The organism is Citrobacter sp. wls711 (assembly GCF_005281055.1).
In the GTDB taxonomy this organism is placed as follows: domain Bacteria; phylum Pseudomonadota; class Gammaproteobacteria; order Enterobacterales; family Enterobacteriaceae; genus Citrobacter; species Citrobacter gillenii.
In genome coordinates this window covers 1-17174 of the sequence record NZ_SZXC01000024.1, presented here as the reverse complement: position 1 = coordinate 17174, position 17174 = coordinate 1, and the positions used below count along the sequence as shown (strand labels likewise).

At 52.7% G+C, this 17174-nt stretch carries 11 protein-coding genes and 1 pseudogene; 7 read left to right on the top strand and 5 right to left on the bottom strand.

Translation table 11 applies throughout. The annotated features are described in order from the left end of the window. Window positions 1-10: 10 nt before the first annotated feature. The 3 genes and pseudogenes from nrfF (at window position 11) to gltP (ending at window position 4509) form a co-directional block, all read left to right on the top strand. Window positions 11-2240: pseudogene (gene nrfF / locus FDW98_RS09400) on the top strand (heme lyase NrfEFG subunit NrfF). After that, window positions 2237-2854, top strand: coding sequence for a heme lyase NrfEFG subunit NrfG (gene nrfG, locus FDW98_RS09390; protein ID WP_096758684.1), 618 nt, complete (start codon window positions 2237-2239; stop codon window positions 2852-2854). Before nrfF ends, nrfG begins: the two are co-directional and overlap by 4 nt. A 344-nt stretch (window positions 2855-3198) precedes the next feature. Further along, window positions 3199-4509 carry a glutamate/aspartate:proton symporter GltP gene (gene gltP, locus FDW98_RS09385; RefSeq protein ID WP_096758683.1) on the top strand — a complete coding sequence of 437 codons (1311 nt, stop codon included), beginning with the start codon at window positions 3199-3201 and terminating at the stop codon, window positions 4507-4509. A gap of 81 nt (window positions 4510-4590) precedes the next feature. Here the strand turns inward: gltP and yjcO are convergent, their stop codons facing one another. Together yjcO and fdhF are read right to left on the bottom strand one after the other, a co-directional pair. Next, window positions 4591-5274, bottom strand: a complete 684-nt coding sequence (gene yjcO, locus FDW98_RS09380; RefSeq protein ID WP_096758682.1) for a Sel1 family TPR-like repeat protein YjcO — start codon at window positions 5272-5274, stop codon at window positions 4591-4593. A 182-nt stretch (window positions 5275-5456) separates the two neighbouring features. Continuing rightward, complete coding sequence (gene fdhF, locus FDW98_RS09375; protein WP_096758681.1) at window positions 5457-7604, bottom strand: formate dehydrogenase subunit alpha; 2148 nt, start codon at window positions 7602-7604, stop codon at window positions 5457-5459. 288 nt (window positions 7605-7892) lie between these two features. On the opposite strand from fdhF, the gene FDW98_RS09370 reads away from it, so the two are divergent. Beyond that, window positions 7893-8624, top strand: a complete 732-nt coding sequence (locus tag FDW98_RS09370) for a response regulator (protein WP_096758680.1) — start codon at window positions 7893-7895, stop codon at window positions 8622-8624. An 86-nt stretch (window positions 8625-8710) separates the two neighbouring features. Here FDW98_RS09370 and FDW98_RS09365 read toward each other — a convergent pair whose 3' ends face one another. Genes FDW98_RS09365 through FDW98_RS09355 form a run of 3 tightly spaced genes read right to left on the bottom strand, consistent with a single transcriptional unit; the run spans window position 8711 to window position 11270 of the window. After that, entirely contained in the window at window positions 8711-9715 is a 1005-nt protein-coding gene (locus FDW98_RS09365; protein ID WP_096758679.1) for a carbohydrate kinase family protein, read from the bottom strand. Continuing rightward, window positions 9712-10572: a ketose 1,6-bisphosphate aldolase gene (locus tag FDW98_RS09360; protein ID WP_096758678.1), complete on the bottom strand. Its 861-nt coding sequence runs from the start codon at window positions 10570-10572 to the stop codon at window positions 9712-9714. The genes FDW98_RS09365 and FDW98_RS09360 overlap by 4 nt, the downstream gene beginning before the upstream one ends. Window positions 10573-10586: 14 nt before the next feature. Further along, window positions 10587-11270, bottom strand: coding sequence for a D-lyxose/D-mannose family sugar isomerase (locus FDW98_RS09355; protein WP_096758677.1), 684 nt, complete (start codon window positions 11268-11270; stop codon window positions 10587-10589). 513 nt (window positions 11271-11783) lie between these two features. On the opposite strand from FDW98_RS09355, the gene FDW98_RS09350 reads away from it, so the two are divergent. From FDW98_RS09350 to FDW98_RS09340, 3 genes are all read left to right on the top strand, one after another. Continuing rightward, complete coding sequence (locus FDW98_RS09350; RefSeq protein WP_096758676.1) at window positions 11784-14324, top strand: type VI secretion system Vgr family protein; 2541 nt, start codon at window positions 11784-11786, stop codon at window positions 14322-14324. Continuing rightward, window positions 14317-16413: a DUF3274 domain-containing protein gene (locus FDW98_RS09345; protein ID WP_096758675.1), complete on the top strand. Its 2097-nt coding sequence runs from the start codon at window positions 14317-14319 to the stop codon at window positions 16411-16413. The genes FDW98_RS09350 and FDW98_RS09345 overlap by 8 nt, the downstream gene beginning before the upstream one ends. Before the next feature lie 9 nt (window positions 16414-16422). Next, window positions 16423-17174, top strand: a 752-nt coding sequence (locus FDW98_RS09340) for a hypothetical protein (protein ID WP_137398839.1), incomplete at its 3' end; no start/stop codon positions are given.

Here is a 17174-nt window from a genome sequence, read left to right as displayed (position 1 = left end):
AAGGTGATTTCTGGACGTACTCCTTCCTGAAGCCGGTTTTCTGGCATTGTTGTTAAGTCTCGGGGTCAACGTGTTGACCCCGCTTGCCGTGCTGACGGGCGTACGTCAGCGCTGGCAGGGCGTTATGCGTCTGGCCTGCGTGGGCGTGTGGACGCAGTTTGCGCTGCTGTTGCTGGCCTTTGCCATTCTGGTGTTCTGTTTCCTGACCAGTGATTTCTCCGTTGTTTACGTGGCTCAGCACAGCTATAGCCTGCTGCCGTGGGGATTAAAGCTGGCGGCGGTGTGGGGGGGGCATGAAGGATCGTTGCTACTGTGGGTGCTGTTTCTTTCTGCCTGGAGCGCACTGTTCGCCTGGCGCTCCAGGCGTGAGCCGGACGCGCTGTTTCCGTTAACCCTCAGCGTCCTGTCAATGATGACCGCGTCATTGCTGCTGTTCGTGGTGGTGTGGTCCGATCCGTTCGTACGCATCTTCCCGCCGGCAATTGAAGGGCGCGACCTGAACCCGATGCTGCAACACCTGGGGCTGATTCTGCATCCACCGCTGCTGTATCTGGGCTACGGTGGGCTGATGGTGGCGGCCGGCGTGGCGCTGGCTTCGCTGCTGCGCGGCGGCTTTAACGCACGGACTGCCTGGGTGTGCTGGCGCTGGGCGCTGCCCGGCTGGTGCGCCCTGACGCTGGGTATCATTCTTGGCTCCTGGTGGGCTTATTGTGAACTGGGCTGGGGCGGCTGGTGGTTCTGGGACCCGGTAGAAAACGCTTCCTTATTACCCTGGCTTTCCGCCAGTGCGTTACTGCATAGCCTGTATGTCTCACGGCAGCGTGGAGGCTTCCCGCACTGGTCGCTGCTGCTGGCGATTGTCACGCTGATTTTATCGCTGTTGGGCACGCTGATTGTGCGTTCCGGCATACTGGTTTCTGTTCATGCCTTTGCGTTGGACAACGTCCGCGCTGCGCCGCTGTTTGCGCTGTTTACCGTGTTAAGCCTGGCATCGCTCGGTCTGTATGCCTGGCGGGCGCGGGACGTCGGTCACACGGTACGTTTTGGCGGCTGGTCGCGTGAGATGATGATTCTGGTCGCGCTGCTGCTGTTTTGCGCGGTGCTGCTGATTGTGCTGATTGGCACGCTGTATCCGATGATTTACGGCCTGTTTGGTTGGGGACGACTCTCCGTTGGCGCGCCTTACTTCAACCGTGCAACGCTGCCGTTTGGCCTGCTGATGCTGGTGGTCATCGTGATAGCGACGATCAGAAGCCGGAAGGTGCCGCTGCGAAGCCAGCTTCCGGCGCTGCTGGCACATGCTGGCGTGCTGGTTTTTGCTGCAGGCATCGTGTTCTCCAGCGGGAGCCGCCAGGAAGTGAGTCTGAATCTGAGTCCTGGGCAGCAGGTTGAACTGGCAGGCTATGTTTTCCGCTTTGAGCACCTCTCTCTGGAAGCAAAAGGAAACTACACCAGTGAAAAGGCGCTGATTACGCTCTGGCAGGATGAGAAACGCATCGGCAGCCTGCAGCCCGAAAGACGCTTCTATTCCGCGCGTCGCCAGCAAATGATGGAGCCGGGTATCCGTTGGAACCTGCTGCACGACTGGTACGCGGTGATCGGCGAAAAAACCGGACCGGAGCGCTATGCCATGCGCTTGTACGTGCAAAGTGGTGTGCGTTGGATTTGGGGCGGAGGGCTGCTGATGGTATTCGGCGCGCTGCTCAGCGGCTGGCGGGGGAGAAAGCGCGATGCGTAAATTAATCACAGCGTTGCCGGATGGCGGCGTAAACGCCTTATCCGGCCTACAGGGTACGCAAACCGTAGGCCGGATAAGCGCAGCGCCATCCGGCAGAAAGTTTTTACTCTTAACGATCGTCTTGTTTTTCATCACTTTCGCTACGCATGCCCAGGTTGTCGACACCTGGCGTTTTGACAACCCGCAACAACAGGAAAAAGCGCTGTCGATTGCCAGCCAGTTGCGCTGCCCACAGTGCCAGAATCAAAACTTACTGGAATCCAATGCGCCGGTGGCGGTCAGTATGCGTCATCAGGTGTATAGCATGGTGGCAGAGGGCAAAAGTGAACATGAGATCACCACGTGGATGACCGATCGTTACGGTGATTTCGTTCGCTATAACCCGCCGCTCAATGAGCAGACGCTGTTGTTGTGGGCACTGCCGTGCCTGTTATTGCTGCTGGTGGGTGTGATTATCTGGCGGGTGAGAATGCGTCAGCGCGTAGAAGAGGATGAACGATGAGTCAGCCTGAATGTTGTGCACCGTTACGTCCTATGCCGGTAAAACGCCTGGCCGCTATAGCTGTGCTGATGGTGATTGCCTGCACGGGAGGGTATTTGTTGTCGCCTAAATGGCAGGCGGTCCAGCAGGAGCAGGCGCGACTGGCTGACCCGTTACATGCGTTTTCTGATGAAAATATGCAGGAAAAACAGCTGCTTTCGCTGCAGTCAAAAATACGTGCCAACCCGCAAGACAGCACGCAATGGGCGCAACTGGGTGAGTATTATCTTTGGCAAAACGCGTATCATAATGCGCTACTGGCCTATGAGCAGGCGCTGCGTTTGCGCGGTGAAAACGCTGAGATCTATTCGGCACTGGCGACGGTGCTGTACTATCAGTCCGGGCAGCATATGACGCCGCAAACCCGTGAGATGATTGAGAAATCGCTGGCGCTGGACCCGACAGAAGTTACCGCGCTGATGCTGCTGGCTGCTGATGCGTTTATGCAGGCCGACTATGCACAGGCTATTTTGCAGTGGCAAAAAGTTCTCGATTTAAACTCGCCGAGGGTGGATCGTGCTCAGTTGATTGACTCAATCAATATGGCGAAATTGCTGCAGAATCGACAAAAATAATTTTTGTTTTTTTGTGATTTGCGTCGTTTTTGCTGTGCAAAAAAACAGCAGTTGAACAAATTAGCGAAAAAAACGCACAGTCATAATTCTTCATTTTTTATCAAATGAATATTCTTTTATAACAAAAAGTTATTCATGATGACCCGCATAAACTCGCGTTTTTATGCATAAAATCAGCTAAAGGCCCTGTTCTTAAAGGGTTGCGCTGAATGCCATGCAAATGATAATGATAATAAGCGTTAAATAATTCCATAAACGAACGCAACACAATTCATACCCTTTCAGTATGTACTATTCCCATAGGTTATATGTGAAATAGCGCTCCATCGAGGAAGTCCGTTGTTATGAAAAATTTGAAAGTCAGCCTGGCCTGGCAGATTTTGATCGCCATGGTGCTGGGCATTTTGCTGGGGAGTTACCTGCATTATCACAGTGACAGCCGCGAATGGCTGGTAGTTAACCTGCTGTCTCCGGCAGGGGATATCTTTATCCACCTGATCAAAATGATTGTTGTGCCGATAGTGATCTCCACGTTGATCGTCGGTATTGCCGGGGTCGGTGATGCCAAACAGCTGGGTCGTATTGGCGCCAAAACCATTATCTATTTCGAAGTGATCACCACCGTGGCAATTATCCTCGGCATCACGCTGGCGAATGTGTTCCAGCCTGGTACCGGTGTCGATATGTCGCAGCTGGCGACCGTGGATATTTCGAAATATCAAAGTACAACCGCAGAAGTGCAGAGCCACGCGCATGGCCTGATGGGTACGATTTTGTCACTGGTGCCGACCAACATCGTTGCGTCGATGGCGAAAGGCGACATGCTGCCGATTATCTTCTTCTCGGTGCTGTTTGGTCTGGGCCTGTCTTCACTGCCGGCCACTCACCGCGAACCGCTGGTGACCGTGTTCCGTTCCATCTCTGAAACGATGTTTAAAGTGACGCACATGGTGATGCGTTATGCGCCGGTCGGTGTCTTTGCGCTGATCGCCGTCACCGTGGCGAACTTCGGTTTTGCTTCCCTGTGGCCGCTGGCGAAGCTGGTGCTGCTGGTGCATTTCGCCATCCTGTTCTTCGCGCTGGTGGTGCTCGGTATCGTGGCGCGCGTGTGCGGTTTGAGCATCTGGATCCTGATTCGTATTCTGAAAGACGAGCTGATTCTGGCCTACTCTACCGCCAGCTCTGAGAGCGTGCTGCCGCGTATTATTGAGAAGATGGAAGCCTATGGCGCACCGGCCTCAATCACCAGTTTTGTGGTGCCGACCGGGTATTCGTTCAACCTTGACGGTTCGACGCTGTACCAGAGTATCGCCGCGATTTTTATCGCCCAGCTGTACGGCATTGACCTGTCGTTGTGGCAGGAAATCGTACTGGTGCTGACGCTGATGGTGACCTCGAAAGGGATCGCGGGTGTGCCGGGCGTGTCGTTTGTGGTGCTGCTGGCAACATTGGGTAGCGTGGGCATTCCGCTGGAAGGTTTGGCGTTTATCGCCGGTGTTGACCGTATCCTCGACATGGCGCGTACGGCGCTAAACGTGGTGGGTAACGCGCTGGCGGTACTGGTTATCGCCAAGTGGGAACACAAATTTGACCGTAAAAAAGCGCTGGCCTATGAGCGCGAAGTACTGGGCAAATTTGATAAGACCGCCGTGTAGGCCGGATAAGGCAACGCCGCCATCCGGCAACCCGCTCTGGATTGCCGGATGGCGCTATGCTTATCAGGCAATCCACCTTTACTACCCGTTCGTTAACTTATCAAACTCTTCGCAGCCGGTATCAAACCCTTCCGCACAGCTCAGATTCAACCAGTGCAGTGCCTTCTGTTTATTCTTTTCAATAAAACCCTGCTCACCGTTTAAGAACATCATCCCGGCCCAGTACTCGGAATACCCGGTACGCGAAATGGCCGAGCTGCGTTTGAAATACCAGGTGGCTTTGTCATCGTCTGCGGGAATGCCTACGCCGTTGGCGTAAATCAGGCCGAGCAGCATCTGCGCATCAACGGCGGAGTCACTCTCCAGATTCTCCGAGGCGTTTTGTAACAACGTAATGGCTTTGGGGTAATCGGTACGCCCCGCCTGGGTATTGACCAGGATACGTGCCAGTGTAATTTCGCCGCTCTTACTGCCCGCCTGGGCCGCTTTTTCAGCCAGCGTTTTGGCTTGCGGATAATCCAGACTGACTGGATTGGTAATTTTAATTTGTGCCAACAGAGCCCAGGCGTCCGAATCGCCATTGTCGGCAGCCTTTTGCGCCCAGTATTCGGCTTTACTCAAATCGCCTGAACTAAACCAGGTATCGGCGAGAAAGTATTGTGCGCGTCGGTCTCCAGCCTCGGCGGCCTTCAGGAACTGGCTACCTGGTTCTTCGGCATGGGCAAAACATGTCAATAACACCATCAAGGCGAAAAGTCGTTTCATCTTATTTTTAGATTTAGAGTAGGGAACGAACAGTATAGAGAGATTATTTGCATAAAAAAACGGCCTCCGAATGGAGACCGTTGTAAGGAAAATGCCTGATGGCGATACCAACGCATCTTATCAGGCCTACAGTAGAAACAGGTCGTAGGCCGGATAAGGCATTCATGGCGTCATCCGGCAGATCAGCCCATCGCGCTTTCGCGCAGACTGGCTTTCAGCTTGGTGTACTCATCAATCACATACTGCTCGGCAGCACGCTGATCGGCAATGCGCTCAACGTTGACGGCACAGTACTTGTACTCTGGCGTTTTGGTAATCGGACTCAGGTTCTCGGTGACCAGTTCATTACAGGCCCCAATCCACCACTGGTAGGTCATATAAATCGCGCCTTTGTTCGGGCGATCGCTGACTGCTGCACGCGTGATGACACGACCTTTACGCGAGTTAACCCACACCAGCTCTTCATCCTGAATGCCCAGACGTTCAGCATCGGCGGTGTTGATCTGGGCGTAGCCCGGTTCATCCGCTAATGCCGCCAGCGCCGCACAGTTGCCGGTCATTGAACGGCAAGAGTAGTGGCCGACTTCGCGCACCGTCGACAGGACCATCGGGTACTCGTCGGTCAGCTTGTCGATTGGCGCAACCCAGTCGCAGGTAAAGAACTGTGCCAGACCGTTCGGGGTGTCAAACTTCTCTTTGAAGAGGTAAGACGTGCCCTGATCGGCATCCGAGGTGTCGCGACAAGGCCACTGGATATAGCCCAGTTCGCCCATCTTCTCGTAGGTGGCGCCGTAGAAATCCGGGCACAGGCCGCGCAACTCATCCCAGATTTCCTGGGTGTTGTTGTAGTGCATCGGGTAGCCCATACGGGTAGCAATTTCACTGATAATCTGCCAGTCCGTTTTCAGATCCCACTTCGGCTCAACCGCTTTAAAGAAGCGCTGGAAGCCACGGTCAGCCGCAGAGTAGACGCCTTCATGCTCACCCCATGACGTAGACGGTAAAATAACGTCTGCGGCAGCGGCGGTTTTGGTCATGAAGATATCCTGCACGATGACCAGTTCCAGATCCGCAAAACCTTTGCGCACTGCGGACAGTTCAGCATCGGTCTGTAATGGATCTTCACCCATAATGTACGCCGCGCGCACTTCGCCATGCGCCGCACGGTGCGGCAGCTCGCTGATGCGATAGCCGGTATGGGCAGGCAGGCTTTCTACGCCCCAGGCTTTAGCAAACTTCTCGCGGTTTTCCGGGAACTTAACGTACTGATAGCCCGGATAGGTATCCGGCAGCGCCCCCATGTCGCACGCGCCCTGAACGTTGTTCTGGCCACGAACCGGGTTAACGCCCACGCTTGGCTTACCGAGGTTGCCGGTCAGCATGGCGAGGCTGGTCAGTGAACGCACGGTTTCCACGCCCTGATAGAACTGGGTCACGCCCATGCCCCACAGGATAGCCGCGCTTTTTGCCGATGCATACATACGTGCAGCCTGACGAATTTCCTGTGCGCTCACGCCAGTAATCTCTTCGACGGACTCCGGCGTATAGCCTTCGACAATCTTGCTGTACTCTTCGAAGCCTTCCGTACGTGAGGCCACGAACGCCTGGTCGTACAGTTTTTCTTCGATGATGACATGACCCATGGCGTTGAGTAGCGCGATATTCGAGCCGTTTCTTAACGCGATGTGCATGTCGGCAATACGCGCGGTTTCAATTTTGCGCGGATCGCAGACGATAATTTTCGCCCCGTTGCGTTTAGCGTTAATCACGTGATTCGCCACGATAGGGTGGGAATCCGCCGGGTTGTACCCGAAAATAAACACTAAATCGGTGTTATCAATTTCGTTAATCGCATTACTCATTGCGCCGTTACCGACCGATTGGTGCAGACCTGCAACCGAAGGGCCGTGTCAGACGCGAGCGCAGCAGTCAACGTTATTGGTACCAATAACGGCGCGTGCGAATTTTTGCATTACATAGTTGGTTTCATTACCCGTTCCGCGAGATGAACCGGTCGTCTGAATAGCATCCGGGCCATACTTCGCTTTGATGGCGCTCAGGCGAGTTGCCACGTAATCCAGCGCTTCATCCCAGGAAACAGATTCCAGTTTGCCGCCACGTTGGCGACGGATCATTGGGGTTTTCAGGCGAGGGGTTAGGATCTGGGTATCGTTGATAAAATCCCAGCCATAATAGCCCTTCAGACACAGGGTACCCTGGTTGGTTTTCCCCTGCGCCGCCTCAGCCCGGACGATTTTGCCGTTATCGACCACCAGGTTGATTTTGCAACCTGATGCGCAATATGGGCAAACCGTGACGACTTTTTTCATCGGTCTCGCTCCAGTTAATCAAATCGCGCATACGCGCTTGTCGTTTTTGTTATGCATCTTTTATGCCATGTTTTTAGCAGGGGCATTGGCCGATAATACGGGCATCATTTGCGCAAAACCCTGACGAAAAACAGGCTGTCGTCATATTTGACGTGACGAATCCTACAAGTGTGACGGCCCGGCAGTGTGACCGGGGCTATGTTTCCCGCACGTCCTTGTGCCTTATCGCTGTCACTCTGTGCAGAATCATTCACACTCATTTGAGTTGGCGCGAGATGGGGAAAAACAATGAAGCCGGCGATACTGGTTGTGGATGATGACGTAACAATCTGCGCACTCCTGGAGGATGTGCTGAGCGAACACGTCTTTGCCGTGACGGCCTGTCATACCGGACAGGCGGCGTTGCGCTGCATTGAGACTCAGCCGGATATTGCGCTGGTTTTACTGGATATGGTGCTGCCCGACACCAACGGCCTGATGGTGCTGCAACAGGTGCAAAAGATGAGGCCTGGCCTGCCGGTAGTGATGCTCACAGGAATGGGCAGTGAGTCGGATGTGGTGGTCGGGCTGGAAATGGGCGCTGATGATTACATCGGTAAACCGTTCAATGCGCGGGTGCTGGTGGCGCGGGTGAAGGCGGTGCTCAGACGCGTAGGCGTGCTCACGCCTGAAGGCTCGGGTGCGCAAACCACCGGGCTTTCCTTTAATGGCTGGCATCTGGATACCGCGGGCTGCCAGTTGCGTAATCCCCAGCAGTTGAAAGTCGACCTGACGCAGGGCGAATACAGCCTGCTGCTGGCGTTGGCACAAAATGCCCGGCGGGTGCTGAGCCGCGAGCAGCTGCTGGAACTGACGCGCAGCGACAGCGTCGAGGTGTTTGATCGCACCATCGACGTGTTAATCATGCGACTGCGGCGCAAAATAGAAGCCAACCCGCATCAGCCGACGTTGATTAAAACCCTGCGTGGGCTGGGTTATGTTTTTGCCGCCGATGTGCAGCATCACGATAAGGCGGCGTGATCTACGCAGTTGCCGGATGCGGCGTCAGCGCCTTATCCGGCCTACAATGGCGATAACGACCCCGTAGGCCTGATAAGCGCAGCGCATCAGGCATCAGCCATCCCAGCTTTTAACTCTGCCAGCGTTTTCGCGCCGTCGATGGCATTGGCGCACAGCAAACTGGCTCGCGCGCAGGCGTGCGCCAGTCGGATACTCTCTTCCAGCGGCCAGTGTTCATGGCAGCCATACAAAAATCCGGCGCAAAACGCGTCACCCGCGCCGACGCTGCCGACGATCTCCTCCTGTGCCAGTAACTGTGACGGTATCCACGCCCCGGCCCGATCCGGTGTTTCGCCCCAGGCGCCTTCCGGGCAGTGGATCACCACCCGCTGGCGCACGCCCGCGTCCAGCAGCTTACGCGCGGCGCTGGCGATGTGCGGGATATGCAGCTCACCGTTGGGCTGGCGGATCGCCAGCCCGCTGAACTCGCCGGCTTCCAGCTCGTTGATCACCAGATAATCGAGATGACGGAGCGCGGGCATTACCAGCGGCTGATAGCGCGGATCGCCCTTGCGCGACACCAGGTCCAGCGATGTTTCAAACCCGTTGTCGCGCATTTGCGCCAGCAGCCGGGCGCTGCGCGTGCCAAAGGTATCATCCGGCTTGTCCAGGCTGTCGAGCAGCAGCAGATAGCCGAGATGGAAAATTTTCATCGTGCTATCAAGCTGCTCAAAGGCGGGCAGATCCAGCAGCCGGTTTGCGCCGGGAGAATGAAAAAAAGTGCGCTGGCCGCTCGGGTCGGTCATCACCTGCGACATCGAGGTGGGGGCGGACGTGGTGCGCTGCACGTGCTGGCGATTCACGTGATACTGCTCGAGCATCGCCATAATGTAGTCGCCATCGCTGTCCTGACCGATCAATCCCACCGCCTGCAGCGGTAGCCCGGTGTGCATTTTCGCCAGCGTCAGCAGCACGTTCAGAGGCGCACCGCCGGTAGCGCGTTCGCTGTGGGTGATCTCCGCCAGCCAGCCGCACTCCGGCCACTGCACAATTTGATGCACATGATCGACCAGCATGTTGCCTGCGGCGATAATACCTCTGCGTTCCATCAGACCCGTCCCGCGCTGCCAAAGATGCGCATCTGTTCGGAGACGGTATCGGTAATGGCCTCTTCGATACCCAGCAGCAGCTCAGCAAATTCGTCGTACAGCGGCTGGCGATTTGCCATCCGCGTCTCCACCGCCGCCAGCGCCGCTTGCGACATGCCGGTATAGAAGTTGATTTTGTGGATGCCGAGCTCAATGGCGCGACGGAAATCGTCGTCGCTAATGCCGGAACCGCCGTGCAGCACCAGCGGGATCGCTGCCTGCTGGCGAATAGCGTCCAGCCGCGGGAAGTCGAGTTTGGGGTCGCCTTTGTACTTGCCGTGGGCATTGCCAATGGCGACGGCTAAGGCATCAATGCCGGTTCTGTCGACGAAATCCCGTGCCAGCATCGGGTCGGTAAACAGCGACTCGTCGGCATGGCCGTACAGCGCTCCGCCTTCATCGCCGCCGACGGCCCCCAGCTCCGCTTCCACCGATACGCCGACGGCGTGGCACATCTTCACCACCTCGCGGGTCTGACGAATATTCTCCTCGTACTCCAGCGTAGATCCATCGAACATCACCGAGCTGAAGCCTAAGCGCAGCGCCCGCACCACCGACTGAAAATGCAGGCCGTGATCGAGGTTAAGCACCACCGGAATGTCATGGCGTGCGGCTTCGAACTTTACCGCTTCGACCAGAGAATCCAGCGAGATATATTTAAAATGCACTTCGGCAATGTTGATAATAAATGGCGATCGTTCCTGCTTCGCGGCGGCAAACAGCGCACGCAGGAAGTGCGAATCCAGAACGTTAAACGCGCCTAAAGCATAGCGGTGCTCGCGGGCATGGGCGAGGCCATCGGCGAGGGAAATCAACGGCATAATGTGCTCCTTGGTTAGCGGAACAGGCGATATTCGTTACACAACACCAGCAGCGCCGGTTCGTCTTCTTCAATGTCGTTATAGCGGGCGATGGGTTGTAGGAAATGGTTATCGTGATCGTCGTCGTTAACCGAAGACACTTCGCCAACCAGCACGTCGCCAAACCCTTCTTCGGACCAGAAGCTATGATACAGACCGGGCGTCAGGCAGATGCTTTCCCCTGGCGTCAGGCGCAGCTGGCTGCCTGCGGCGTGCGTTTGCCGGCAGCCGTCAATCACCACGCTGACGTCGCTGTCTTCCGCTTGTTCTCTGACTCCGGCGTTCCACAGTTCGACAATCAAATTACCGCCGCCGCGATTAATAATGTCTTCGCGCTTGCGCCAGTGAAAATGCATGGGTGTCACCTGGCCATCGCGGACGTGCATGATTTTTTCGGCGTAGCATTTCTCATAGGGCATGCCTTTTGGTGAACCATTACGCAGGGTAAACAGCGTTAAGCCCAGGGCGGCAAAGTTATCACCGCCGAATGCGGTGACGTCCCAGCCGAGTTTGAGGTCAAAGACTTCACTCCAGGCTCCGGCGTCGAGTTTGCGCCATTGGGTGGGTGGGAAGCTGGCGAAGGGTGGGAGATGCACGTCGTGCAAGGAAAAAAACTGGCGCGTGTGACCCAGAATCTCATTTATTGCGGAGCGTTTCATCGATTCTCCTGTGGCTGATAAGATGACCTCTCAGTGGCCCTCTCTCAGGGGGAGAGGGAGAAAATCAACAGCTTTCCCATGGGAGACATGGGCACAATCCAGTTAGCTCTCCCTTCGCAAAGAATAGGGAATAGTTATATTTTATTGTGTTTTTTTATGGGAGGATGTGATTTATTCAATAAAATAATAAATAAACAGAATTTTTTTATAAATATTATTGTAAATCATTGGCTTAATGCTTTGTTTTTTTAGTTGCTTCTCGGTTTTTGGAATCATTTGGATTTGTCTGCTGGATTGTTGCATTACCATGAAAAAAACGATGCTATTGAATATAAAATCACACCAGTTAACCGTTTATTTATATGTCAGGGTTATATTACATGTTTGACTAATGATAATTAACTCACTTTCCAGATTTGTTTTCAGTAAAAAATACCCCTTTTTTATTATTGTTGATATGCTGACTGGACTTTATTTCTTATGTATTACTTTCTTTTGGTAAGGGATGCGATAATGAAAAAAGGTTCAGGATTCTATAATCTGGAAGATATAGTTTCAGAGGAGAGTATAAATAAGTATTTATTCTCCGTGAGGGGTGAGGGTACGTTAGGCGTGCTGGATGTTGAAACAATTGAAGGCTATGAAAATTTAAGTAAACCATATAGTTATAAAATCACATTCACATCAAAACTAAAAAAAATCTCTCCTGACTCAATTCTAAATATTGAAGGATCGCTACAAATCAGAGCACCTAACCATAACTGGAATAAATATATTCAAGGTTCTGAGATGTGGCTATATGAACGGCAAATAGAAGGAATAGTGACGTCATTTTCGCTAATTAGCACCTCCGCAGATGAATCACTGTACGAAATCAAGCTGGAACATAAGCTTGCATTACTCTCACGACGTAAGCGATCGGCTATTTATCTCAACACAAACGTTCCGAAACTGGTCACGCAGATCCTCAACGAACATGCTTTTGCCGATTATGAAATCGACTTTGATACGCTTGTTTGTATCTATCCCAACCGGGAAATGATCGTGCAGTGGGAGGAGTCAGATTTAGCGTTTATTAGCCGCATCCTCTCAGAAGTCGGGATCTGGTTCAGGATCGCAAATCATCATGATGTTCCGCACATTATGGTGCTTATCTTCAGTGATTCACAATGCCAATACATCTTTGAGCAAAAGATTATGCACTCATCCCATGCCGGGCTGACATCAAATGATTATTCGATCGATAAGCTGGTATCAACGCACAACGTTGTTTCCGCAGGTGTTAAAGCAAAGAACTTTGACTACCGGCTTGCCAACTCGCTAATACTTCATGCTGATGCCAATGGGGCTGAACAAACATCGACGACGTATGGCATGGATTATCGCTACGCGGATAACCATCATCAACCGGGATCCGAATTTGGTCATGTGCAGCCGGGTGAATCAAGCGGGTTTTATGCCAGATTGCATCACGAAATTATTCTAAATCACCAGTCGGTATTAAGCGGTGAGACCACCAGTCCGTTGATCACGCCTGGTATGGTGCTTAATATTGACGGGACGGTTCCGGACGCATTCACACCTGGATTTGTAGTCACTGCAATGCGGGTCACGGGCAGGCGTGATGCAGCCCTTCAATCCCAACTGAGTGGTATTCCTTACCGTGAGCGCGTTTGCTTTCGACCGCAGCCGTTACCCCGACCACGTATAGCAGGTACGGTTCCCGCGATCGTTTCATCATCAATAGATAATGACAAATACGCGCATATCGATGCACAGGGCCGCTATTGGGTTAAGTTTGAGTTTGATCTGGACCTCCAGGTGAAAGGCTATGAAAGTATGCCCGTTCGTCTGGCGCGGATTTATGCCGGTGATACTTATGGTCATCACTTCCCCCTTGTCCAGGGGACAGAGGTCGCCATTGCGTTTGAAGGTGGCGATCCGGAAAGACCTTTTATTGCGCATGCGCTGCATCATGCCCCCAAGCCTGACCTCGTCACCAGCCGCAATAATACCCGCAACGTCATCCGCACTGCGGGACTCAACAAGCTGCGGATGGAGGATAAGCGCGGACAGGAACACGTCAAGCTAAGTACTGAGTACGTCAAGACACAGCTTAATATGGGCCATCTTGTCGATGCTGGCGGTAAACCGCGCGGCGAAGGTGCGGAACTGCGCACGGATGACCGGGCAGTGCTGAGGGCAGCAAAGGGGATATTGCTCACGACAGAGGCGCAGCCAAAAGCCCTGGGTAAGCAGCTCGACATGAACGCCGTGGTTCAGCAGCTTCAGGATGCGCTGACGCTGGCAACGTCTCTGCAACAAAGTGCGCTGACGGCACAGGCGTTAAATGTCGAAATGGGGCCGCAGCAGCAGCTTAACGCCGCGCTTGAACAGCTCACCCGCTCGGGGCTGGTGGCCTATGCCGATCACGGTATGGCCCTGCTTACACCGCAAACGATGGCACTGTCAGCAGACAAAGATTTGTCGCTAAACGCTGCCAATAACGGCAGTTTCAACGTCTTTAAAAAACTCTCAATGGCCGTTGGACAGGGCCTGTCACTTTTCAGCAGAGCCATCGGTATCAAAATCATCGCTGCAAAAGATGATATTTCCGTGCAGGCACAGCGTGGCGAAATGGGCCTGCTTTCTGATAAGCATTTTCATATTCAGAGTATGAACGGCAACGTAACCATCAGCGCCAGGAAGAATATCCAGCTTTTGTGCGGTGGGGGCGGAATCAGAATAAATGAAGACGGCTCCGTAAAAATATTCTCCCCCGCCAAAGTGCAGTTGAAAGGCACCACTCTCGACTGGAGCGGACCGGAATCGGTAAAAGATAAAATCCCTGTCTTTCAGGAAGAGCAGTTTCATCGCCGCATTAAATTACATGGCTCTGGCAACCCAGACGATGTTCTGAAAAATACAAAATTCAAACTGACTAAGGCGTCAGGCGAAACCATTGAAGGCGTCACTGATGATGAAGGAATGACGCCGTTATTGGATATGACTGAAATGGATGAAATGAAAATGGAGATTTTGCCAAATGAGTAACAGTCCCTTTAATCCGCGGGTGGTGGCGACAGGTGTACAGGGCGTGCCTAAATCAACGGGCGGAAAAATGGCTGTCTGCGACGTACCTGTTAAGTATCCCATGCCCTGCATTGTGATCCTTGTGCACGGCGTCAACGATGTAGGCGAGGCATATCAGAATCAGGAGCAGGGTATTATCGCTGGCCTGAATGAACGTATGGGCCGCACGGATATGTATCCGCATGAATGGCAGCAGTACAAAATGGATATGGGGGATGGCGAGCAGCAGAATGTCAAAATGCCCGGACGCAACCCGGTAATTCCATTTTATTGGGGGTATAAACCCGTCGATCATGCGACGTATATAGAAGACCAGCGGCGTTATCGCGATGAGCGGGCAAAATCAGGAGACGCCGCAAAACTGCCTTACAATGCCTATCAGGAAGATGACCACGCAAAGCTGGAAAAGCTGGGACATATTCCCCAAGCCACGTTGAAATATCAGAATGATAATTTCGGCAACGTGCTGGACGATGTGTACGCCAAAGGCGGCGGTACCTTTGCCAATGCGACAACCACTATTCCGGATATGTTAGGCCCGGGTTCCGGCGGCCTGGCGAACGGTGCGGCAGGATTTGCATCACTGTATCTGAATGCCGGGGATTTTACGCACCCTATTTATGATAATCCGCACCGTATTTATCAGTTTTTTGCCGCGCAGCGGCTGGCTGATTTAATCCTGATGATTCGAAGAGAACCGGCAACAAAATTCGATCCCATTAATATCATTGCGCATTCCCAGGGAACGATAATCACCATGCTGGCTAATATGCTGGTAAAAGCAACAGGTGCCGATCCCGCCGATTGTGTGATTCTCAACCATTCTCCCTACGCACTGGAAAAAACGGCTGCTGAAGGTATGACGCCCGGACATCATCAAACGGATCGCGCCCGGCGGCAGACGTTCCGCAATTTCTGCCAGTTGATGGCGACCAACGCCAGATACGGCAAGGGGCAATATCACACGCAGGCCGAGATCGATGAATTAGAAGGCGCGCTGTGCCTGAGTAAAACCAATTCACAGTGGCGTCAGAATAAACTCTATACGCGTAATAACTTTGGCAAGGTCTATAATTATTTTTGCCCCAATGACAGTGTGGTTTCATTACTTAACGTACAGGGTTTGGGTTGGCGGGGCGTCCCCCAAGACATAGCCAGCGGGATAGGCAATCTGCGCCAGCGGGTTTTCTGTGAAAATGGTCCGGAAATAGGCGGCAGCCCGCTGAGCGTGCCTTTTGAAATGCCGGCGTTAGAAAAGAATAGCTTTAATCAGGATACGGGGGCGACCAGACAATATACGTTTGCGGATGTGGTTGTTAACGGCGAGCAGCTCCCTGTTACCTTCAGGCACCAGTTACAAGGCGCGGGAAGTCAGTATAAATATTCGATAGCGCCGCGTTCACCCGATCAGGACATCTCATTTTCTGCAAAGGCGAATGTCATTGCGCGTACTGAAACTGACACCAAAAACCTGAGTGGGGCCGGTTTTGATTATTTACAGCCGGGGCAGGAATTAACGCCCGCAGAACTCGCGATATTCACCAAAAAATATGGCAAGCCTTATACCAAAGGCGTTGTCCTGGGCGGGGGATACAATAAGACCGTGCAGTTGATTTATGAAAAAACGCCGGATGAGCTGCAAAAAGAATGGATGCAATCAGAGCGGGTTGGTTACAGCCAGCATTCCTCTATTGTTATGTCGAAAGATGCCCCCGCGAAAGCGATGGCCTTCGATCTGGCGGTGGGAACATGCAGAGCATTTGATCACCGCTGCGGAGAATTCTGGACCGAGCTACTTCTGCGCGGAGACTGGCGTATGAAGCGTAATGGTTTTTCTGATGCTGTTAATTATTATAATGCTGGTATTTTAAATGGTTTATATACAAAACCATTTATGAACAGGCCGGATGATATTTTACCCAAAGGTCAATTTGGTGTGGTTAATGAATATTGTCATTCAACAACGGTTCAACCTGCCAGACACAATGAAATATACAATGCCGAGACTCCCAATCTGCAATGGGATATGCCTGACCCACTTAACGTTTAAGGATGAATTATGAAAGCAGGAATTACGGTAAGAATAATAATCGGCGCAGTTTCACTATGCGCCATCGCTGCCTGTACAAAAAAAACACCCTCACAGGTTATTTATCGTTATGATGATAATCGTTATCTGGAGTTAAAAGGCTATAATTGTGAGGGAGCGCTTTGGTATCACGATGGTAAAAAAAATATTCACAAAGAGTTAATTGATGGAAGATTTGCCTCCTTCAGACTTTTCTCGGGAACCTATATTCATCCTTCCGATAAATATATACTCATCCCAAACTGGGAGCCGACTGCTTATCTGATATCTAAAGATTACGGGCAAACGTGGCAGGTCGCCACATATATGGCCTCTTTCCCGTCGATGGAGAGGAATTCAGATGGTGTTATGCGTGACAGACCTGAAGGAAAAGAAATAAAAAGAGTGGTGGTGGTCAATAATCAGGCATTTATTACCACGGAGCAGGACCATTTGTATATGAGTTCATACCCTTTTGACGACCCGCGTCTGGCGCCGGGTGGTCCGGGTATAGATTATCAATACTATGATGATACGTATTATCTCTATAAGCCAGGCAAGCATAAATCCAGTGGCGAGTATGTGAACGGCCATATAAGACCTGAATCTCCAGGTGATGCCTGGGGAACGGTGGTGTTTATGAAAGCATCTTTAGTTCATTTAACGGAAGGTTATAAGGCTAACTATCAAAATCTGCCGGACAAAGAACCGGAGGTGGTGGGCTATAAGGGCTGGACCCGGAT